Genomic DNA, 20,917 nt, shown 5'->3' with positions numbered 1-20,917 from the left:
GGCTATTTATAACTAAAGAGCTAATTGATTGGCTTACTTATTTTCAGTAAGTAGCTCTCCGACTTGATAGCTTGTGATCTGGCTCAAAGTATTTGGAAGAATTGCCCTGATTGCTCTCTGTCTTATCAAAAAGTTATTGAGTAAGAAATGACAATGGACTGGTTAATGGCAACCATCAAGATTGGTTTAGCGGCGGGTGTGGCAACCACCTTTGATGACAATATTTATCTAACAGGTTTTTTCAGTGAAGTAAATCGTACTTTTCGTCCTAAACACATTGTGGTAGGTGAATTGTTGGGATTTACAGCTTTGATTAGCATTAGTTTAGTCGGTTTTTTAATTGGTTTAGCGATTCCTTCTAATTGGATTGGTTTATTAGGAATTTTGCCTATACTCATTGGCTTAAATAATTTACGCTTACTAATTCTCAATCAAGATGATTCTAGCTATGATAAGTCAGTTAACTTGAAAAAAAATGCGCGATTTCGGGGTTTCGATTCTAGGCGTTTATCTCTTTGGGATGTAATCCGCGATCGCCAAACCTATAGAGTGTCTGCTGTCACCATTTCCAATGGGGGAAATAACTTAGGCATTTATATTCCCCTTTTTGCTAGTAGTAGTTTGCAGAATTTAGCTGTTATTGTGTTAGTCTGTTATCTCGTTGTTTGTACCTGGTTGTTTATGTCCTATCATCTTACTCGTCAACCAGGAATCGCTTTTGTTTTAAGTCGTTACGCCGGTAAACTCTTTCCCTTTGTGTTGATGTGGTTAGGCTTACGCATTATTTTAGATAATGAATCCTATAAACTTTTTTGGCCTTTCGGTTGAGTTAAACATTAATTTTCCTCCATTTTTGAGCACCTTTGATGTTTTCCTTACGATGTCTCATATGCGACTAAACGAGCAACAACCTGAACAATTTGTGACATAAATTTAACCTTCAATTTGACAGGCTAAACCCAGATAATGAAAAATATACTCTAACAGTCCAATATAATTACGCGCTATTTTGAGACTATCTGCCCATACGGTTAAGCTCAGAAAAGGATGTTACTTGGGGAACAATTCTGAGTTTTTTTAAATAGTTACTATTGACTGGACAGTGGGAAGTTCTCGAGGCAGGTAAGTGGCATCTTAATGCTTGTCGGCGGTGCAATTAGCGATCTCCGTGTTCAAGTGATTAATCATTTGACGCTGGAGCAGTTGGAGGATTTGGGGGAAGCTCTACTAGATTTTGGTGAGTTTGCGGATTTGGATAATTGGTTAGGGTTGAGGATTGGGGAATGAGGGGTGATCGCTGTCTATTTTGTTAGAATTTACAGCAGCAATTACTTGGTTGAGTCCCATTTTAGAGTAAAAGGGCGATCGCTGAATCTCAGAACATTATGCGTACTGATACAATCTTTTGTCAATTATTCCTAACCTTTAACTCTCTTCTCTTTGAATTACTGGGAGAACCTGTTGACGATGCGGCTCATTACCAATTTATCTCTGCTGAAATCAAGGAAAAGGCTTTTCGTTTTGACGGAATTTTTATGCCAGATCGAGAAGATAAGCCGCTCTATTTTGTTGAAGTACAATTCCAAAACAAGCCCGACTTTTACTGGGAATTTATCGCTGAAATTAACCTCTATTTGAATCAATATAAACCTATTCAAGATTGGAAGGCGGTCGCTCTTTTTGCACAGCGACGTTTTGAAGTGATCTCTTTAACGATTTACCAACAGGAATTGATTAATAGTGGTCGGATTATTCCTCTTTATTTGGATGAGGTGCGATCGGGTTCTATTGGAGTTGGGTTGATTGAGTTAATTCTAGTTCAAGAATCCCAAGCTCCTGTTTTAGTCCAACAATTATTACAAAGAGCCAGGACAGAAATTGTTGATCCTTTAGTGACCCGCGATATTATAGATTTATTGGAGACGGTATTGGTTTCCAAATTTGCCCAATTAAGCCGCAAGGAGATTCAAGCGATGTTTTTACTGAGTGATATTAAGCAAACAAAAGTCTATCAAGAGGCTAAACAGGAAGGTCGTCAGGAAGGTCGTCAAGAGGGAGAGGTTCGTTTGCTGATTCGTCAGTTATCTCGGCGTTTTGGGAAGATTAACGATCGCCGTATTCAAATTATTAATAGTTTGACCCTGGAGCAGTTGGATGATTTGGGAGAAGCTCTATTGGATTTTGGTGAACTTGCAGATTTAGATAATTGGTTAGGGTTTCGGATTGGGGAATAGATTGGTTGCATTCTCAATTTTTCAGTTGCGATCGCCTCATCTTTAATACAGCAGTTTAAGCAAACGTTATTCTTTTTTAGAAAAAGCGGTATGATTTAAAGCAGATTCTAGTTTATAGGCTCATTATGGTAGAGCCCTTAACATTAACCGCATCGGTCATTGCTAATCTTGCTTTCCAAAAGTTTTTAGAATCTGGGGCAGGTGAATTAGGTAAAAAGTTTACGACGGAAGCGATCGCCGCGATGGACAGTTTGCGAAAGAAGCTTTGGGACAGATTGCGGGGCAAGTCGGAAAAGTTGGATCAGGCTTTAGCTCAAGCAGAACAGGGAGACAAAAAGGCATTGGAAACCATTGCTAAAAACTTAGATGTGGCAATGGATTAGGACAGCAATTCCAAATTCAGAATGTAGCTAAAGATACAAAATCCCTGAAGTGCTTACGGTAAAGGGGTTTAATGCCAATATTTAGAATCAATGTAATGCTCTATTTAGTGATTGATCAAGTTTGTTTGCAGGTTACTGACTCTCTAAGAGACCGAGATTCGAGGAGGGAATGCAAAAAAACTCAGAGATTATGTCAATATCTCTTGTATCCATAAAAACAAGATCATGTCTGTATCTTATATTACCGTTTGAATTTGGAATTGCTGGCAAAAAAGTGCGCAATCTGATGTCCATGATTGCTCTCAATAAAGAAGAAAAATCCAATCATGTCAAATTTTTACTCTCACAACTATGGCATGGTCAGACTGACATTGCCCTCAACTACTTGAAGCATCAGGTTGTTCCGCGCAATAACAAGGTCTTATTAGAACTCATTGGTTATTTGGAGAAACATCACTCAGAAATCATCAACTACGAAGGTCGGCGAAAAGTCGGTAAAAGTATTGGTAGTGGTCGTATGGAAAAAGGGGTAGATTTGGTGGTTGGTCATCGTCAGAAAAAAAGGGTATAAGTTGGAGCATTAGCGGTAGTAAGGCTTTAAGCTTGCTCAAGGTCGCTGAACTTAATCATTGCGGGACTTCCCTTTGGTTTCCTGTTCAATCTTGTTAATCCTCAACTAATTATTTACAGGTAGAAATAATTTGTAGGGACATAATAGTATGATGTCCTCTTTCATTAATATAAAAATAGGTGCGAAAATAAAGGGTTTAACAGTCTCGTAAATTTTGCTAAGATTTACCCTAACTAGTATAACTTAAATTAAGATTCATGTGGACTGAGATTGCCGCTCAAATTAGCCAAGTAACCGGAAAAACATTTCGGATTGAACACCGTCATCCGGTTGGTGGTGGTTGTATTAATCAAGGTTATCGGCTCCAGGCTGAGGGCCAAAGTTATTTTATTAAGCTCAACCAGGCTGATCAATTAACCATGTTTGAGTCAGAAGCGATCGCCTTACAACAGATGGCAGCGACTCAGACAATCCAAGTTCCTGAACCCATTTGTTGGGGAGTTAATGAGCGGCAGAGTTATCTGGTGTTAAGTTGGCTCAATTTAGGTAAAGGTAATTCTACGAGTTGGCGATCCCTCGGTCGTCAATTAGCTAGGATGCACAGTCAGGGTCAAAATCAACGTTTTGGCTGGGAACGAAACAATACCATTGGTTCTACGCCCCAAATAAATACCTGGTCCGAGAATTGGGCTGATTTTTTTGCAGAACACCGCATTGGCTATCAATTAAAGTTAGCACAACGTCGCAGTGGCCATTTTCCAGACACAACTAAAGTGGTGACAAAAGTTCGGGATTTGTTAGTCAATAGAAAGCCTCAACCAGCCCTAGTGCATGGTGATCTTTGGTCTGGCAATGCGGCAATTCTAGACAGTGGAGAACCCGTGATTTTTGACCCCGCTACTTACTACGGCGATCGCGAAGTAGATTTGGCCATGACTGAATTATTTGGAGGTTTTCCGACAGCCTTTTATCAAGGTTATACAGAAATTTCTCCTTTAGCAGAAGGCTATCAACAGCGTAAAATTCTCTACAATCTTTATCATATTCTTAATCATTTTAATTTATTTGGTGGTAGTTACGCGGCCCAAGCCAATCAGATGATTAACCAGCTTTTTAACCCATAAAACAAGATGATTACCCGTATTTTTCGCGTGCGAGTACCAAGACAATTACATCAAGAATTTGAAGCTAAATTTTTGTCGATCTCGGTTCCCTATGTCACACAATACCCTGGCTTAGTTTCTCTTAATTTAGGCAGACCAATCCTTCCTCATTCGGAAGAATATGTGATGATTTCTCTGTGGGAATCTCTGGCGGCTTTAGAGCTTTTTGCCGGTCAAAACTGCGATCGGGCTATTATCCCAAAGGGGATGGAAAAATACGTTGAGGAATGTTGGGTACACCATTATGAAGTTTTTGGAGATTAAAGTTTAGATTAAAGGTGCATTACATTTTGTTAGTGTATTATACAAGATTCAGTGATCGTACTGCAATCGAAAAAAGCGATCGCCACTTGTCTAATCTAGTTTACTATTTGCCACCACTACCCGATTACGGCCCGCCCCTTTTGCTTCGTATAATGCCTGATCGGCCTGTTTCAGTAAATCATTGAGTTGCTGAAGAGGAGAATTAAGAGAACTAATACCAATACTAACGGTAAGCGTGATCGTTTGAGTTTCAAAGATAAAGGACGATTCTTCCACTAAAACTCGTAAACGTTCTGCTAAATTATAGGCTCCCAATTGATCAATATTGGGTAATAAAATGGCAAATTCTTCTCCTCCTAAACGGCCTAAAAGATCAAATTCGCGCAGGCTGGGACTGATTAATTCAGCAAAAAATTTTAGGACATGATCGCCCATATCATGACCATAGTTATCATTAATTAGGGCTTGCTGAAAAAGTCAAAAAACGAAAGAAATGTGGGTTAGGGAAGTATGGACTGAAAAAGCATAGATAACTTATCCTTATGGAAACAAATCAAAATACAGATTTTGTTTAATCTATTGTTCCTTTCTGCCTAAAAAGGTCAACACAAATCACTCCTCACAAAAGAGAGGAAAATTAACACCATTTTTCACAAGAAAAACGACTCTACAACTTTTTACTTTTTGTCTTCTGAAGTAGAGTAGAAAGATTCATTACCAAAAAGTTCATCGCAATTACCGTTTCCGAGGTCTCAGGTAGTTTGGCCATCACTCGACCAAGACTAAATTTCCTCTTTCCCTGTCCGAATTTACCCTCAATGGCATTACGCACTCTTTCATCTGAGCGTGCCTCTTTCTTTTTTTCTTTGCTCACCTCTTTCGGCGGTCTTCCCAATCGGGGACCACTCATTCTTATATCCCTTTCTTTACAATAAGCTCGATTCGCTTTTGTTCGATAGATTTTATCCACATGAACCGATTCCGGATAACATCCTGTTTCCCTTTTATATTCTTCTATTCGCGCTTGTAAATCTCCCGATTCGTTGTAATTATCCCAACTTAATTTGTCTAAGAAGACAAAGCCATTCACATTACTTGCCGATATTTTAGCTCCAAACTCTACTGCTTTTCCCGCTTTTCCACGCACTATTGGACGCACGTGAGGTTGGCTTACACTCACAATTCTGTTTTCTACTTTATTTGTCTTTTTTTCATACATTTCTAACTGTTGCTCATACACTTTTCCTATCGTTACAAGCTCTTCTTGCTCTTTTTTCGTTAGTTTTTCTAACTTTGCTCCCTCTTCTATCATTTTTTCTATATCAGACAAGTTTCTTTTTATATATCCTAGTTGTTTTTTTGTTCCTTTTCTTCTTTCTTTTTTTGACACACGACGTTTTTTTGCTATGGCTAAGTACTCTTTTCTTGCCACTTCCCTATAAGTCCTCGGCTTTTCTTTCCTTTTCTCTTTTATTTCTTCATACAGCTTATCTATTATTTTTTCTGTTTTTTCTCTGGCATCATTCAATATTCCTATATCCGTTGGATATTTTATATCTGCTGGTGTACAAGTCGCATCTAACAATAACTTTCCTTCATTTTCTTTTTTTCCTGACGCTACACCCGTCGCTTTTTTTTCTATTTCTTTATTAATTTTATTTATTAATTCCATTCCTATTTTTTTTACGAAAATGAACCATCATTGACGCATTAAATGCTTCTTTGCTACTATAGCTTTCCATTCCTATAAAGTACTGTAAATAAGGGTTCTCTTTTATTTGTTCTACTGTTTCTCTGTCACTTTTTCCTGAAATTTCTTTGATAATTAATGCTCCTAATGCCATTCTAAATGATTTGGCTGGGGCTCCTTTTTTTTCTGTGAAGTTTTTTGCATATTCTTCCTCATATTCTTCCCAAAGAATCATTTTTGACATTTCTATCCAACGATTTTCTTCGTCTAACTGCCCGCCGAACAGATTTTTCAAGTTTTCTGGTGTTTCAATTGAGTACTGTTGCTTTCGGTACATCTGCTTTCTCTCTTCTTAATGCAATGGTTTTGAGGCATTCTACCCTATTTTCGTGCATTCTAGCGGTTCTTAATTCGCCTACTATTTTTCTCCGTAAAGGTTTCAGCTTTTTTCAGCAAGCCCTATTTAATTTGAAATAATCCAGATCAAGCATCAAAAAAGAAAGAGGCAGTTGATAGCGTTGAGCGCGTTTATATTCCTCGTCTCCCTTGACAAAAAAGTATCGCCGATTAAAGAGGCCAGTTAATTCATCGGTATTGGCTAACTTGGTTAACTGTTGTTTTAATAGTCGTTGTTCCGTCACATCCATTAAGGCAACAAAGGCACATTCTTTTTCTTCAAATTCAATTAAGGTGATCGAAACACTAGCCCAAAAATGACTGTCTGTCGCTGTTTTTAATTGAATTTCCTGATTCTCCACATAACCTTTTTGCTCTAATTGACTTTTCCAGCCTGTGCGATCTTCTGGGTTAACATAGAAGGGTAATATCGTTTTTTCGAGCATAAAATGAGGTGCGACTTCAAACTTTTGGGCGGCACGGGAATTAATGTATAGAACCCGACTCGTTTTTAGTTCCGTAATTAAAACGGAGAAAGGGGTATTTTCTGCTAAAAAGCGAAAACGTTTTTCTGCTGCCCTTAAATCTGCTTCAATTTCCTTACGTTCTTGAATTTCTCGACGCAGCGATCGCCCTAAGCGGTAAAAACGGGCTGCAATCCAAGTCAGTCCTAAAAATATTGCCGTAACTCCCACTAAAATTCCATAGATCCAATTCCAGGGTGGCGGCGGATTGCGTTCATACAAAAACCCTGTGAGGTTAATATTATCTTTCAACATTCCTAAATCGGCATAAATGTCGGCGATCGCTTGCCAACGCCCTGGATTCATATAGCCAATTTCCACCACATTGGGCAGAATCAACTGTTGACTTTCCCTCGCCTCAAAAGTGAGATGGGCGTGGCTATGACGTTGACTGTATTCCTTCAAAATTAGGTCAATAATTTCGCCTGGATGTTTCATCGCATATTGCCATCCCAATAAAGAGGCATCTAAAAAGGCCTTAACCTGCTGAGGATGGTCACGAATGATCGCTTCGGTCGTAAAAAGTGTATCGCCATAAAAATCAATCCCTCCTACACGAGGATTAAATTCCAGATAGGGAATGCCAGCCTTTTGCAAGAAAAAAGGTTCATCGGTTGAGTAGGCTGACATCGCATCAGCTTTACCCTGAAGTAACTTCAGAGGATCAAAACTATAGGGAACTGGAATTAGCTGATCGGGATCAATGCCCTCCTTCATTAGATAGGCAACCAACTCCTGCGAATGGGCTTCGAGCATCACCCGCTTACCCGCCAACTGATGAACATTATTAATGCCCGATTTTTCTAAAGCTAGAAGAATTAAGGGTGAATGTTGATAAATGGCAGCTAGAGCGACAACGGGATTGCCCCGACCTCGTAACAGTACTAAATCTGAATTAGAAACCCCAAACTCGGCCTTACCCTGTAAGACTTGTTGAGCAGGTTCAATGGTATCTGGAGCTTCTAGAAAACTGACATCTAATCCCGCATCTCGATAATAGCCCTTTGCTTTTGCTGTATAGTAGCCCGCAAATTGAAATTGATGTTTCCATTTTAGTTGCAGGCGAACAGGAGTTAAGTGTTGGTTTAGGTTCTTAGAGGCGACTATTTCGTGGGTGGCTAAAAGCGGTGAAGAATGCTCTAGCCAAAGGGTTAGCCCAAAAAACGCACCAAAGAGATAGAAATCCAAAAATAGTTCCCGTTGCTTTTTTCCTGTGAATAACCATTTTCTCCCTTGCAGAAGTTGTAGTTGTAACCTATTAAAAAAGTCGATCGAAGTTAAGTTTAGCATTGCTTAATTGGGAGATGAAAGTGAATTTTGCCTATATCCACAAACTAGTCTGAGTCAATGTTTTAAAAATTGAATCTTTAGAGATTCATACCGTAAATTCAGCAACGCCCAAGATTACTAATTCTTTGCTCTACAATTACCAAAAAACTGCCGTCAATAGACAGTCTAAATCTTGAGAAAAAGGATTATTTTCAGGTAGATTTGCATTAGGATAAAGATCTTGAATATCTGACAGAGCATCCAGCCAAATTTCTTGAAGTATAGTTTCAGCATAGCTCTTAAGACTGGGAGAAAAACGCAATAAACGTCGTATTTGTTTCCGTTGTTCCTTGATGGTTAGTTCCCAACCTCGATTATCGTAGGTGCTGTTGAGGTAAGCGCGTTTCAGTAAATGCTCCAATAATACTTCTAATCGATTTTCTAGCTCCTGTTTCTCACTACGACCCAAGGCCCCAATTTCCTCTTCGATATTTTGCCAATCAATCAGTTCCAATTCTCGTTTTTGAAGATGCTGAGTCTGTTCTTCTGTCCAACGGAGAAAGTCTTGTTCATGAAGTAAATTGTTCATGATCTTCATTCCGCTAATCCTAAGCCCTGAAGAGCAAGATCAACATTTTTGCGAACGGATTGGGCGGAAAGATGCAAGGATTCTGTTTCTGCATCGGTTAACTTCACTTCCAGTACCGTTTCCACTCCTCGACAGCCTAAACGACAGGGAACGCCAATAAACACATCCGTTAGTCCATATTCTCCATTCAAGTAGGTAGCGGCGGGTAAAAGGCGAGATTGATTGCGAAGGATAGATTCCACCATCACACAGGCCGAGGAAGCGGGGGCATAATAGGCTCCTCCCGTTTGCAGCAATTTAACAATTTCAGCCCCACCATTGCGAGTTCTTTCCACCAACTGCTCGATGGTTTCCAAACTCATCAGTTCTGTAATCGGGACTCCGCGCACGGTACAGTATCGGGGCAACGGTAACATTAAATCACCGTGACCGCCCAGAACCATCGCACTAATGTCCGCCGTACAGACCCCTAGGTGCATAGCAATGAAGGTTTGGAGTCGGGAGGAATCTAGAACCCCCGCCATGCCCATAACCCGCTTAGAAGGTAAGCCCGTTGCTTTCCAGACTAGATAGGTCATCACGTCTAGAGGGTTGGTAATCACGATAAAAATGGCATTGGGAGAATATTTGAGCGTATTTTGAGCGGCTTCTACCACAATTTTGGCATTGATATGGAGCAGATCATCTCGGCTCATACCAGGTTTGCGGGCCAGACCAGCAGTAATGACCACAATATCGGCCCCGGCTGTCTCCTCATATTGGTTAGTACCCAGAACTTCACTGTCGTGTTCTTCAACTCCCTGGGCCGCCATCAGATCGAGAGCAATGCCCTGGGGAAGGCCGGGGACAATATCGAGTAGCACAACATCAGCAAGATTTTTGCTCACAATACGCTGGGCTAAAGTTCGACCGACGTTTCCGGCTCCGATAATGGCAACACGAGCAGATTGACAGGCAATGGGGGAGTAAGACAGCGTGTTCATAGGGAAAACCCCTTGGGATTATTTAGGTTAACTAGCCACTTCTAGCTGATCGATGCGTAACCAAACACTGGGGGTAGGAACATAGAAGCGCACTAGGGCATAGTCTTCCTTGAGGTCTAGCACTTCTCCCTTGCTCTCAAAAAGATAATTGGGCAAACGGCGATCGCTGGCTTGGGACTCTAGACTATTTTCCAATTGTTCCCGGATAACTCGAACTAACGCACCTTTCTTAATTGTAACCGCCATAATTTTGTCTCAGGGCTTCACGAGGGTTTTCTCTGTAAATTGTTACATACAGCAAAGCAATGACGAAAATTTTGTAATTCTTATTTTTAACACCGCTTTTTACCTCCTTTTTCCTCAACTAGTCCCCAGACTATTCCCCAGTTTTGACAGTTTTTCCCCAGGGAATAGACATTTTTCCCCAAAGACAAATACTCTTGTTTGTGCCTGAAGCTAGGTATAGGGGCCAGATTGGTGGACTCCCCCCTAGGGATAGTAGTCCCTTGCCTGGTCATTCTTCTCGGCTGGGGAATACGACAATCGTGAGAAGTGATGACTCTAGACACTGAGTTCTTGTAAAGTTGTGTAACAAAAAAGTGGCTCAAATACCTATTTTCTCGTTAGGCAAATAAAATATTTAGAAATTCTGTAACATTCTGTAGCATTGACAAGTCCCCTCATTCCCCGCTAAAAATAATGGGCACACCTAAATAACCTCACCGCTCATCCAGGATTTGTCCCTAGGAGCAAACAATTTGTGAGGGAGTTTCTGAATTTGACTGAGGCGAGTATGGATACATCTGTTAGCATTTTTGCGGAAATTCCCGAAGATTTACATGAATCTCTGACCAAATATCTAGAGAAACATCCTAACTGGGATTTAGATCGGGTATTCTCTGCGGCCCTATCGTTATTTTTGCTGCAAAATGAGGGAAGCTATGGGGGACAGACTTCTCCAAACTACCAAGCCTGTGCGCGGGTTTATTTGGAAACCCTGTTTAAACAACCTGACTAAACTATGACTGATGCGATCGCCGATCAGCGAATCATTCCCCGTTTAATTGTTGGATTGGGCAACCCAGAAGCGAAGTATGCTAAAACCCGCCATAACATTGGCTTTGAAGTCCTAGATGCGTTGGCTCAAGCTTGGCATGGTAATTGCCTAGAAAACCGCCGTTTTCAGGGGCATTTTGCTGAAGTGATGGTACAGGGAAATAAGGTAGGACTACTTAAGCCCAATACCTATATGAATCGTTCTGGACAAGCCGTACGAGCGGTGATGGACTGGTATAAACTCACACCCACATCCCTCTTGGTCATCTACGACGATATGGATTTACCATTGGGGCGACTGCGTTTACGGTTATCAGGTTCGGCGGGAGGACACAATGGCATGAAATCCATTATTAGTCACCTCAATAGTCAGGATTTTCCGCGACTGCGCTTGGGCATTGGCAAGTCTCAGGATAATACGGAAACCATTTCCCACGTTTTAGGACGCTTTCGGCCAGAGGAAGAAATACTGGTAAAACAAAGTTTAGCTCTGGCTGTGGAGGCAGTCGAATCGAGTCTGCGGGTAGGAGTGGAAAAAACGATGAGCCTGTACAATAGCCGCACGGTACTTAACTAGGGTATATTTAGGTTACAATGGAGAATTGTCATGCTAACTCAAAATCGTCCTGTGGATTGCTTGGAGGGGTCATTGGAGACCAAATTTATTCTTAAAGTTCTTTGGTTAGATCAAAATGTTGCGATCGCCGTCGATCAAGTCGTCGGGAAAGGAACCAGTCCGTTAACAGCCTATTTCTTTTGGCCCCGTCATGATGCTTGGCAGCAATTGAAAGATGAATTAGAGGCGAAGCACTGGATTGCAGAAATAGATCGCATTGAAGTGTTAAACCAAGCCACTGAGGTGATTAACTTCTGGCAAGATTTAAAAAACCATAACAAGCAAATTTCGATGGCCGAAGCCCAGGGTAAGTTTTCTGAAGTTGTTTTTAGTGGTAGCAATTAATCGCTCTACTATCTACTATGGTTTAAAAAAATGATTGAGGACAGGCGTTATTTCTGTCCTTATTTATTTAGAGGGTGGTGAATCGTCAGGAACAAGATAAAATCCTATGAAATCTATTATTGAACAGTTAAATGAAATTTTTATCCCAGCTTTAACTCAATTATTGGGAGAAGAACAAGATTATCCTACCCCCGTGATTGTTCCAGCGACTAACCCGAAATTTGGAGATTTTCAATGCAATCTCGCTCTACCGTTAGCCAAAATCTTAGGACAGCAACCCAGGGCGATCGCCGAACAGATTATTGCTGCGATTAAGCCAGAAGAAATTAATAAAATTTGTGAACCGTTAACCATTGCTGGCCCTGGTTTTATCAACTTAAGCCTGAAATCTGGCTATGTCTCCTCTCAAATTAAACAGATGCGGCAGGATTCCCGTCTAGGGGTAGAAAAAATTCTTCCACCAGAACGGGTGATTGTGGATTTTTCCAGTCCCAATATTGCCAAGGAAATGCACGTTGGCCATCTGCGCTCAACCATTATTGGTGACTCCATTGCGCGTGTTTTAGAATTTCGAGGTTATGAAGTGCTGCGCCTCAATCATGTGGGCGATTGGGGAACTCAATTTGGGATGTTAATCACCTATTTAAAAGAAGTTTACCCTGATGCCTTAACCCAGGCAGATGTGCTTGATCTAGGAGATTTAGTTACTTTTTACAAACAGGCAAAAATTCGTTTTGATGCTGATGAACAGTTCAAGGAAGCTGCCCGTCAAGCCGTTGTGACCCTACAAGCTGGTGATCCCCTCAGTCTCAAGGCCTGGCAATTACTCTGTGAACAATCCCGTCGAGAATTTCAAGTCATTTACGAGTTACTGAATATTTCTCTAATGGAGCGGGGAGAATCGTTTTATAATCCTCTTTTAGCCACTGTTGTGAGCGAATTAGAAACCATTGGTTTATTAACAGAGGATCAGGGGGCAAAGTGCGTCTTTTTAGACGGTTTCACCAATAAAGAGGGTAATCCTTTACCTTTAATTATTCAAAAATCCGATGGTGGTTATAACTACGCAACAACAGATCTAGCCGCCTTAAAGTATCGTATTCAAAGTGATCAAGCGACCAAGATTATTTATGTGACTGATGCCAGTCAGGGAAATCATTTTGCTCAGGTTTTTCAAGTCGCTCGTAAAGCGGGAATTTTACCCAAATCCATTACCGTTGTTCATGTGCCCTTTGGCTTAGTAAAGGGTGAGGATGGCAAAAAATTAAAAACGCGATCGGGAGAAACGATTCGCTTAAAAGATTTATTAACAGAAGCAGTTAATCATGCCCGTCAAGATCTAGAAAAACGACTTCAGGAAGAAGGAAGACAGGAAGAGCCTGAATTTATTGCCAATGTTGCTCAAGTGGTGGGAATTGCGGCGGTTAAATATGCTGATTTAAGCCAAAATCGCAGTAGTGATTATGTATTTAGCTACGAGAAAATGTTGGCATTACAGGGCAATACGGCCCCCTATATGCTCTACGCCTACGCACGCATTAAAAGCATTAGCCGTGAAGGTCAAATTAATTTGCAAGCTTTAGGGGAAGGCGCGCCCGTTTTACTTCAGGAAGTCAGCGAATTGGCATTAGCAAAGGCGTTATTACAATTAACGGAGGTGATCAAGGAAGTCGAAACGAGTTTATTACCCAATCGTCTCTGTGATTATCTCTATGAACTGAGCAAAAAATTTAATCAATTCTATGAAAGTTGCCCCGTTTTAAAAGCAGAAGATCCAGTAAAAACCTCCCGCTTAATTCTCTGTGATTTAACGGCTCGAACTTTGGCATTGGGCTTGTCATTGTTGGGCATTCCTTTGCTAGAAAGAATGTAATTCCTAAAAAGAAAAAAGCGATCGCCAAGACCAACCCTACATGGGACTAAATGGCCTTTTGCTCTGCTTGACGCAATTGTTCAACCACCCGATCTAATCCCACCGAATGGGAGGCTTTAAAGAGAACGCGATCGCCCGTTCCGAGAAAGGCCTGTAAACGTTGGCTAAGAGATTCATGGGTGTTAAATAATTCAATGGTCATGCTCTTGGCCCCCAGGGCTATCTCTTCTGCTTCAGGGTCATTGGCCAAAATAAACAGACGGTCAATGCCTAATTGTTTGACCCGCTCCCCTACCCGTCGATGAAATTCCGGCGATCGCTCTCCTAACTCCTTCATGGCTCCCAGCACCGCAATCTGACGCTGGCCGGGGGTTTCCTTTAACAATTGCAGGGCCGCCAACATGGATTCCAAACCGGCGTTATAGGTTTCATCCAATAACAAAATATCCGCACCGATGGTGTCCCGTCTGGCCCGCCCCCCAGGTAAATTAACCGTTAAGCCCTGGGTAAAGGGTTGCCAGTCCAATCCTAAAACTTGGGCGACAGTTAAAGCAGCGAGATAGTTAGAGGCATTATGAGCACCGGGCAACGGCAAGGGAAAAACCTGATTTTCAACCCGCAATCTTTGAGCATCTAATAATTCTCCCCGCATATCTCCCTGGGTTAATCCATAGGTTAGCGTCTGACCCGACCATAAGGTTTTTGCCGTTCGACATAATCGCTCATTGTCCGCGTTCAAAATAGCCATACTGCTGGCGGGCATTTCGGCTAATAATTCACATTTCGCTTCAGCGATCGCCTGTTCAGAGCCTAGACGACCAATATGGGCAGTCCCGACATTGGTAATTAAGCCGATAGTCGGTTGAGCAATCTGAGTGAGTAAAGCAATTTCCCCTCGCCCGCGCATTGCCATTTCAATGATGGCGTAGTCATGATTGGTTGTTATCTCTAACAGGGTTTTCGGTACACCAATTTCGTTATTGTAATTAGCCTCAGTTTTATGCACCTGACCATATTTTGATAAGACAGCAGCAATTAATTCTTTGGTTGTGGTTTTGCCAACGGAACCGGTTACACCGACGATAGGAATTTGAAATTGATTGCGCCACCAATGGGCAATTTTCTGATAAGCAATCAGGGTATGGGGAACAACAAACTGGGTAACTGCACTGGATTTTGCTAAGGGTAAAGGTTCCTCCACAATCAAGGCGATCGCCCCCTTTTGAATGGCTATTTCTAGGAAGCGATGACCATCAAAACTTTCCCCCCGAAGTGCAAGAAAAATATCTCCGGGTTCTAAGGTACGAGAGTCTGTGCTGATCTTTTGCATCCGCAAATCCACGGATAAGTTCAAAATATTTTCAGGGGAAATATCCAAGATTTCACGGAGTTGAAAAAGGGCAAGATTTAGGGGCATTTTTAAACAGAATTAACCAAACCGCTTGGGAAATATTGATATACAATGGGAAAACCAATAATTAACATCATCTGTCCTTATATTGTGATCTGGATCACATACATTTGGTATTTTGATGCCTTAGCTTTGAATTGAAAGCTGCAAAATTAAGAGTTTTCTAGCTGATTAGCCCGATCTTAGCACCGACGTGAATTCTCAGAAAGCTATTTGGACTTTACGGAAGCGAAGATCCCGACTGACGCGCAAAAACTTTAGATAGAATAAACTCTCAGCCCATTACTATTTGAATCCTAATTTGAGCCAGGAGGGCTGTTTCCGATGAGTACTCCCCAAATAATATCCAGTCCATCCTGTCAGCACCCCCGACTGAAGTACGTGGGCTTCGTGCCTCTAACTTCAGTTAGCTGACCAGGTTAAGTCCTTCGAGGACTACGTTTTTTGAGTCATAACACCGACGAATGCGTAGCCAGTTTGTCGCTGTGTTGTTGAAAGTTAAACATCTTTACGGGGTTAAGGAAGTGCTTTCAGCCTAACAAGCTCTTAAAACATTACCGAGGCTAACATTACCCAAGAAATTGGAGTTATCTATGTCTAATTATGTTTTTGTTATTGATACCGATAAACAGCCTTGTAATCCAGTGCATCCTGCTCAAGCACGATTGTTACTGAATCAGAAAAAAGCTGCTGTATTTCGTCGGTATCCCTTCACCATTATTCTCAAGGAGAAGCAAGAAGATGTAGAAGTCAATTCGTTGACTCTTAAAATCGACCCAGGCTCTCAAGCAACAGGGATTGCTATTCTCAATGGAGAAGATGTCATTTGGGGAGCCGAATTATCTCACCGAGGACAACAAATCAAGTCCGACTTAGATTCCCGTCGCGCTATTCGTCGTAATCGCCGAAATCGTAAAACTCGCTATCGTCCTGCTCGATTCCTTAATCGGAAAAAGGAAAAGGGATGGTTAACTCCCAGTCTCCAACATCGAGTAGATACCACGCTAACCTTGGTCAAGAAATTGATTCGTTACTGTCCTGTCACTAGCATTGTTCAGGAGTTGGTTCGATTCGATTTACAGAAAATGGAAAACCCTGAAATCTCTGGTATTGAATACCAACAAGGAGAGTTACAGGGTTACGAAGTGCGGGAATATCTCTTGGAAAAATGGAACCGTCAATGCGCCTATTGTGGAGCAAAGAACATCCCTCTCCAAGTTGAGCATATTCAACCCAAGGCGAAGGGCGGAACTAATCGCATTTCCAATCTTTGTTTAGCCTGTGAACCCTGTAATATTGGCAAGGGAACTCAGGATATTAAAGACTTTCTTTCAGGAAAACCTGATGTCTTGAAACGAGTATTGAGTCAGGCAAAGTCTCCTTTAAAGGATGCCGCCGCCGTTAATTCGACCCGTTGGGCTTTATTTAATGCCTTAAAGATCACTGGATTACCTGTTTCTACGGGATCTGGTGGACAAACTAAGTTTAATCGCACTCGATTAAAATTAACTAAAGCTCATTGGATGGATGCCGCTTGTGTAGGAACGATTGATTCTTTACGGATTGTCACCAAGCAGCCTTTATTGATTAAGGCAACAGGACATGGATGCCGTCAAATGTGTCGCACCGATAAATTTGGCTTCCCATCTCGTTATGTCCCTCGCCTTAAGTTTATTAAAGGATTTCAGACAGGTGACATTGTTAAGGCAATCGTAACTTCTGGAAAGAAAATCGGAACTTACGTTGGACGAGTTGCTGTTCGTTCTAGTGGTAGTTTCAATATTTCAACATCCTCACAGCTAATACAAGGAATTGGGCATAAATACTGTCGGGCAATTCATCGTAAAGATGGTTACTCCTATAGTTTTTAACCCATATTTTACGGGGGAATAAATTCCCCTGAGTCGTTTTTCCTCTCAGGTCTGAAGACGCTGAGTTTCCAAACTCCCACCTTTTTCTTATGAACACCAACAAACTGTTCGTAGAATCAAATCCCAAACAGAACGATGTTTTGAGGTGAATCCCGCTATGTCACCCATAAGGTTCGCATGGCCCAACTGAATGGGTCAGGACTACTGGTTCCTCAAACTGAATTGGTGAATCCGGTCAAAAATCCAACTCTGCTCAGCGATCGCGAACTGAGCAAATCCCTGAAGCATTTTGTCGGTAAAGTAGAAGATGGCCAGTCTTACAAAGCCCTATCCCAGAACTTTACCAATCACACCGTTCATCAAAAATTTGGGTCTGAAACCCCGTCGTTCTAGGACGGCTTTATCTGGTAGGATACTACCCGGAACTGGTATCGTCTGATCAAAGTTGGAAAAAGTTATGGTGTAAGGCTTTGAGAAAATAGAAAAATAGTTTAAGACTAGACATCGGCCCGTTTTTATTATACTATTATTATTATTGTCATTATATCAAAGAAGAAGGAAACAGAAAACAATGTCAATATTAAAGAAAAGCTCTATGGAAATCCTGAATGATGTTGGCTTGTGCCAAGAGAAAGAGGATGCCTTATTCAAGAAAAACTGTCCTCATTGCTATAGTGAAAAAGTAAAAATCCATTCTCATTATCAAACGAAAGGTAACGGGGAACGTAAAATGTTCATTTGTCAAGAATGTAGTTCTTGTTTCAGTAATTCCAAATTCAAACGGTAACATAGGATACAGACACGATCTTGTTTTTATGGATGTAAGAGATATTAACCTAATCTCTGAGTTTTTTTGCATTCCCTCCTCGAATCTCGGTCTCTTAGAGAGTCAGTAACCTGCAAACAAACTTGATCAATCACTAAATAGAGCATTACATTGATTCTAAATATTGGCATTAAACCCCTTGACCGTAAGCACTTCAGGGATTTTGTATCTTTAGCTACATTCTGAATTTGGAATTGCTGATTGATGACACGCCCTAGGTAGTATCCAAAAAGATCTTAAGGATATTCGAGAAAACCTAAGCGACCTTAAGATCAATCAGACCCGAATGGAAGAAAGGCTATCAGGACAAATCAGCCTAGTCGATGAAAAGCTATCAGGACAAATCAGCCTAGTCGATGAAAAGCTATCAGCGCAAATCAACCTAGTCGATGAAAAGCTATCAGCGCAAATCAACCTAGTCGATGAAAAGCTATCAGGACAGATCGGGCTAGTCGATGAGAAAGTCTCTGGACAAATCAGCCTTGTAGATGAAAAAGTATCTGGACTATACTAAACACGGTCACAGGTTGCGAATTCTAAAAATAAGAGATAATATAATAAAAATAGAAAAATTAGTCAAGAGGCTGAGAAATGATTAAGTTAGAATTTACAGAAGAAGACAAAAGACTGTTGTCTTACGGTCGGTTTAATCACCCGCATCCTAGAGTGCAGCTAAAGATGGAAGTTTTATGGCTAAAAAGTCAGGGATTGTCTCATCAAAAAATTGCTCAATTCGCAGGAGTTTCAGTAAATACGGTGACAAGCTATATCCGTGATTATCAAGAGGGCGGGATAGAAAAACTAAAAGAAATAAAATTTAATCGCCCGAAAAGTGAGTTAACAGAGCATCAAGGGACAATTGAGGCATATTTTGAGTCAAATCCACCAGCAACAATAAATGAAGCAGTAAAAAGAATAGAAGAATTAACAGGAATAAAAAGAAGTCCGACGCAAGTCAGAAAATTTTTAAAGTCAATAGGAATGAGGTGTCTAAAGGTGGGAACAATTCCATCAAAAGCAGATGTAGAAGCTCAGGATAGCTATAGAGAAAAAGAGCTAGAACCAAGGCTAGAAGAGGCAAAAGCAGGAAAAAGGGCAGTTTTCTTTGTAGATGCCTCTCATTTTGTAATGGGAGCATTTGTAAATTTTATATGGTGCTTCAAGAGGATTTTTATTAAGTCACCATCAGGGAGAAAACGTTTTAATGTGTTAGGAGCATTAAATGCAATTACCCATGAAGTAATTATGGTAACGAACAGTTCTTATATTACGGGAACTCAGGTTTGTGAACTCCTAGAAAAGATAGCAGAATTAGGACTATTAATACCGATTACGTTGGTATTAGACAATGCTCGTTATCAAAAATGCCGAATTGTGCAGGAGTTGGCAGAATCATTAGGAATAGAGTTACTGTACTTACCTCCTTATTCTCCTAACTTGAATTTAATTGAAAGACTGTGGAAGTTTGTGAAGAAGAAGTGTTTATACGCAAAATATTATGAAGATTTTACGCAGTTTTCTGCAGCAATTTCAGGATGTCTTGAGGATGCTAACGTAAAATATAAGGAGGAGCTTGATTCTCTGCTCACCTTACGATTTCAACGCTTTGATAAATCTCAGATTATGAACGTTTGAAGTATAGGTAAGCGATTGGAATTTCAGGAATTTATTAACCGAAGCATCCTGGCGGGTTTAATCCTTCTTGTTTTGGGCGGGGCGGCTAAATATTTGGGAATTATGCCAAAACTCTAATCGGCGATCGCAATATCTATCCTCCTGTGTTAACATCAAATTCAATGCAAATTAAATGTAAAGTAATTGTGATGATTAACCTAAGTCGAGATATTCAATTCCTATCCACCTTTAAACGCAACACCAATGAATTTATTACTCAAATGAAAGTAACGGGGAATCCTGTTGTTTTAACCGTCAATGGTAAAGCTGAATTGGTTGTACAGGATGCAGAATCCTATCAAAAATTGCTCGATTCTATTGAATATCTAGAAAGTATTATTGGTATTAAAAAAGGATTAGAAGATATTGTAAGCGGTGATACTCAACCTCTAGATAAATTTGTTGAAGAAATGCAGCAAAAATATGGAATTTAAAGTTAAATTAACTCTACCTGTAAATAATTCGTTGATAGATTATTCTGTGAAACGGTACGATAGGGCTTTCGAGCTCGCGTCAGATGTAATCAACGAAAATTTTACAGCAAGATAAACCATGAGTATTAGGGATAAAAATGACAGTCGTATTTTAAAAAGGCCCGATTTAATAAGGCTTGGTAATCCCAATTATTAACCAAATAAGAACCAAAGCGAGCCAGATGAGGATTTTGTAATTGGGCATCAAATAGCAGAAAATGACGCGATCGTAAATGTTCCACTAATTTGACCATTGCCACTTTAGAGCCTTCAGGAATGTTGTAAAACATTGATTCTCCAATAAAAGCTCCCCGAATAACAATGCCGAGAACACCACCGGCTAGTTTATCCCCTTGCCAGGTTTCAAAACTATAGGCCCAACCTGCCTGGTATAAACGCCAATAAATATCCAGTAATTCTTCAGAGATCCAGGTACTTTCTCGATTGGCACAACCTTGACAAACCCCAGAAAAATCACGATTAATCGCCACCGTAAAACGATTTTGATTGAGGATTCGCTGCAAGGATTTGGGATAGCAAAAACGGTGATCTAGGGGAATTAATGCTCGTTGCTGGCTTGAATACCAGCCTAAACTTCCCTGTTCATCGGCCATTAGAAAGTGGCCTTGGGCATATTGGTTTATGACATTATTAATTTCCATTTTTTTAGAGATTTTGATTCTTTGGCTAAACATTTCAGCAATTT

At 40.7% G+C, this 20,917-nt stretch carries 23 protein-coding genes and 2 pseudogenes; 17 read left to right on the top strand and 8 right to left on the bottom strand.

What is annotated here, in order from left to right; genetic code table 11:
- Positions 1-147: 147 nt before the first annotated feature.
- The 7 genes and pseudogenes from KA717_19050 to KA717_19020 all read left to right on the top strand — a co-directional run bounded on the left by KA717_19050 (position 148) and on the right by KA717_19020 (position 4,615).
- On the top strand, positions 148-828 hold the full coding sequence (locus tag KA717_19050; protein UXE64386.1) for a cadmium resistance transporter: 681 nt from the start codon (positions 148-150) through the stop codon (positions 826-828).
- Between the two features lie 360 nt (positions 829-1,188).
- A pseudogene (locus KA717_19045) lies at positions 1,189-1,287 on the top strand (DUF4351 domain-containing protein).
- Between the two features lie 98 nt (positions 1,288-1,385).
- Complete coding sequence (locus KA717_19040) at positions 1,386-2,234, top strand: Rpn family recombination-promoting nuclease/putative transposase (protein UXE64385.1); 849 nt, start codon at positions 1,386-1,388, stop codon at positions 2,232-2,234.
- Between the two features lie 125 nt (positions 2,235-2,359).
- Positions 2,360-2,617 (top strand): hypothetical protein, encoded by a 258-nt coding sequence (locus KA717_19035; GenBank protein UXE64384.1) that lies wholly within the window; start codon positions 2,360-2,362, stop codon positions 2,615-2,617.
- Positions 2,618-2,807: 190 nt separating this feature from the next.
- The gene (locus KA717_19030) at positions 2,808-3,188 is read left to right on the top strand and encodes a hypothetical protein (GenBank protein ID UXE64383.1); all 381 of its coding nucleotides are present in this window, start codon (positions 2,808-2,810) and stop codon (positions 3,186-3,188) included.
- 257 nt (positions 3,189-3,445) lie between these two features.
- Positions 3,446-4,312 (top strand): fructosamine kinase family protein, encoded by an 867-nt coding sequence (locus KA717_19025; GenBank protein UXE64382.1) that lies wholly within the window; start codon positions 3,446-3,448, stop codon positions 4,310-4,312.
- Positions 4,313-4,318: 6 nt separating this feature from the next.
- Positions 4,319-4,615, top strand: a complete 297-nt coding sequence (locus tag KA717_19020) for an antibiotic biosynthesis monooxygenase (protein UXE64381.1) — start codon at positions 4,319-4,321, stop codon at positions 4,613-4,615.
- Positions 4,616-4,705: 90 nt separating this feature from the next.
- Here KA717_19020 and KA717_19015 read toward each other — a convergent pair whose 3' ends face one another.
- From KA717_19015 to KA717_18990, 6 genes and pseudogenes are all read right to left on the bottom strand, one after another.
- On the bottom strand, positions 4,706-5,050 hold the full coding sequence (locus tag KA717_19015; GenBank protein UXE64380.1) for a GGDEF domain-containing protein: 345 nt from the start codon (positions 5,048-5,050) through the stop codon (positions 4,706-4,708).
- 253 nt (positions 5,051-5,303) lie between these two features.
- Positions 5,304-6,642, bottom strand: a pseudogene (locus tag KA717_19010) (IS5 family transposase).
- Positions 6,643-6,754: 112 nt separating this feature from the next.
- Complete coding sequence (locus KA717_19005; GenBank protein UXE64379.1) at positions 6,755-8,515, bottom strand: ABC transporter substrate-binding protein; 1,761 nt, start codon at positions 8,513-8,515, stop codon at positions 6,755-6,757.
- A 136-nt stretch (positions 8,516-8,651) separates the two neighbouring features.
- Positions 8,652-9,083 carry a DUF29 domain-containing protein gene (locus KA717_19000; protein ID UXE64378.1) on the bottom strand — a complete coding sequence of 144 codons (432 nt, stop codon included), beginning with the start codon at positions 9,081-9,083 and terminating at the stop codon, positions 8,652-8,654.
- Between the two features lie 5 nt (positions 9,084-9,088).
- Positions 9,089-10,066, bottom strand: a complete 978-nt coding sequence (gene mdh, locus KA717_18995; protein UXE64377.1) for a malate dehydrogenase — start codon at positions 10,064-10,066, stop codon at positions 9,089-9,091.
- Between the two features lie 27 nt (positions 10,067-10,093).
- Positions 10,094-10,312 carry an NAD(P)H-quinone oxidoreductase subunit O gene (locus tag KA717_18990; protein ID UXE64376.1) on the bottom strand — a complete coding sequence of 73 codons (219 nt, stop codon included), beginning with the start codon at positions 10,310-10,312 and terminating at the stop codon, positions 10,094-10,096.
- A gap of 547 nt (positions 10,313-10,859) precedes the next feature.
- On the opposite strand from KA717_18990, the gene KA717_18985 reads away from it, so the two are divergent.
- The 4 genes from KA717_18985 (at position 10,860) to argS (ending at position 13,956) form a co-directional block, all read left to right on the top strand.
- On the top strand, positions 10,860-11,084 hold the full coding sequence (locus KA717_18985) for a DUF2811 domain-containing protein (GenBank protein ID UXE64375.1): 225 nt from the start codon (positions 10,860-10,862) through the stop codon (positions 11,082-11,084).
- A gap of 15 nt (positions 11,085-11,099) precedes the next feature.
- Positions 11,100-11,699, top strand: a complete 600-nt coding sequence (pth, locus tag KA717_18980; protein ID UXE64717.1) for an aminoacyl-tRNA hydrolase — start codon at positions 11,100-11,102, stop codon at positions 11,697-11,699.
- 30 nt (positions 11,700-11,729) lie between these two features.
- Positions 11,730-12,083, top strand: coding sequence for a 30S ribosomal protein PSRP-3 (locus tag KA717_18975; protein ID UXE64374.1), 354 nt, complete (start codon positions 11,730-11,732; stop codon positions 12,081-12,083).
- 106 nt (positions 12,084-12,189) lie between these two features.
- Complete coding sequence (argS, locus tag KA717_18970) at positions 12,190-13,956, top strand: arginine--tRNA ligase (GenBank protein UXE64373.1); 1,767 nt, start codon at positions 12,190-12,192, stop codon at positions 13,954-13,956.
- A 46-nt stretch (positions 13,957-14,002) separates the two neighbouring features.
- Here the strand turns inward: argS and KA717_18965 are convergent, their stop codons facing one another.
- Complete coding sequence (locus KA717_18965) at positions 14,003-15,286, bottom strand: UDP-N-acetylmuramoyl-tripeptide--D-alanyl-D-alanine ligase (GenBank protein UXE64372.1); 1,284 nt, start codon at positions 15,284-15,286, stop codon at positions 14,003-14,005.
- A 674-nt stretch (positions 15,287-15,960) separates the two neighbouring features.
- Here KA717_18965 and iscB point away from each other — a divergent pair.
- The 6 genes from iscB (at position 15,961) to KA717_18935 (ending at position 20,172) form a co-directional block, all read left to right on the top strand.
- Positions 15,961-17,238, top strand: a complete 1,278-nt coding sequence (gene iscB, locus KA717_18960) for an RNA-guided endonuclease IscB (GenBank protein UXE64371.1) — start codon at positions 15,961-15,963, stop codon at positions 17,236-17,238.
- A 177-nt stretch (positions 17,239-17,415) separates the two neighbouring features.
- Positions 17,416-17,631 carry a hypothetical protein gene (locus KA717_18955; protein UXE64370.1) on the top strand — a complete coding sequence of 72 codons (216 nt, stop codon included), beginning with the start codon at positions 17,416-17,418 and terminating at the stop codon, positions 17,629-17,631.
- A gap of 178 nt (positions 17,632-17,809) precedes the next feature.
- Positions 17,810-18,025 carry a hypothetical protein gene (locus KA717_18950; protein UXE64369.1) on the top strand — a complete coding sequence of 72 codons (216 nt, stop codon included), beginning with the start codon at positions 17,810-17,812 and terminating at the stop codon, positions 18,023-18,025.
- Positions 18,026-18,350: 325 nt separating this feature from the next.
- Positions 18,351-18,578 carry a hypothetical protein gene (locus KA717_18945; protein ID UXE64368.1) on the top strand — a complete coding sequence of 76 codons (228 nt, stop codon included), beginning with the start codon at positions 18,351-18,353 and terminating at the stop codon, positions 18,576-18,578.
- A 77-nt stretch (positions 18,579-18,655) separates the two neighbouring features.
- Positions 18,656-19,699, top strand: coding sequence for an IS630 family transposase (locus KA717_18940; protein UXE64367.1), 1,044 nt, complete (start codon positions 18,656-18,658; stop codon positions 19,697-19,699).
- 188 nt (positions 19,700-19,887) lie between these two features.
- Positions 19,888-20,172 carry a type II toxin-antitoxin system Phd/YefM family antitoxin gene (locus tag KA717_18935; protein ID UXE64366.1) on the top strand — a complete coding sequence of 95 codons (285 nt, stop codon included), beginning with the start codon at positions 19,888-19,890 and terminating at the stop codon, positions 20,170-20,172.
- 125 nt (positions 20,173-20,297) lie between these two features.
- On the opposite strand, the gene aat is transcribed toward KA717_18935, so the two are convergent.
- Positions 20,298-20,906 (bottom strand): leucyl/phenylalanyl-tRNA--protein transferase, encoded by a 609-nt coding sequence (gene aat, locus KA717_18930; protein UXE64716.1) that lies wholly within the window; start codon positions 20,904-20,906, stop codon positions 20,298-20,300.
- Between the last annotated feature and the right edge of the window lie 11 nt (positions 20,907-20,917).

Source organism: Woronichinia naegeliana WA131, assembly GCA_025370055.1.
GTDB classification, from domain to species: Bacteria; Cyanobacteriota; Cyanobacteriia; order Cyanobacteriales; family Microcystaceae; genus Woronichinia; species Woronichinia naegeliana.
Note: the sequence above shows the minus strand (reverse complement) of the source record. Positions and strands in the feature narration are given on the sequence as shown.